This window comes from Streptomyces megasporus (assembly GCF_000718985.1).
Taxonomy (GTDB): Bacteria; Actinomycetota; Actinomycetes; order Streptomycetales; family Streptomycetaceae; genus Streptomyces; species Streptomyces megasporus.
The window spans coordinates 1-365 of the sequence record NZ_JODL01000123.1 but is presented as its reverse complement, the minus strand read 5'-3'; the positions used below and the strand labels follow the sequence as shown (position 1 = coordinate 365).

General features: G+C 64.7%; 1 protein-coding gene. It reads left to right on the top strand.

The features are described from left to right. Positions 1–350 (top strand): ABC transporter permease (locus IF47_RS0126965; RefSeq protein WP_031511670.1); only part of this gene is annotated, 350 nt, incomplete at its 5' end. Between the last annotated feature and the right edge of the window lie 15 nt (positions 351–365).

Sequence of the window (365 nt, the reverse complement as noted above, 5' to 3'; positions counted from 1 at the left end):
AGCGGCAGAAGCTGCTGCTGTTCACGCTGACCGGGTTGATGGCCTCGCTGACCGGCATCTTCTGGGCCCTTCACTACGCCAGCGCCCGCTACGACAACGCGACAGGGCTCGAACTGTCGGTCGTGGCCGCGGTGTTGCTCGGTGGGATCGACTTCGACGGTGGCAAGGGCACGTTGGGTGGTGCGATCGCCGGGGTGTTTCTGCTCGGCGCGTTGCAGAACGTGATGAGCCTTCAGGATGTCTCGGCACAGTCGCAGATCGTCGTGACCGGTGTGCTGCTCGTGCTGTCCGTTCTTGGGCCGCGGGTGGCTCGGCAGATCGCCGTTTTGCGTGCTCAATCGTCCGGCTGATCGTCCGTCTGTGGC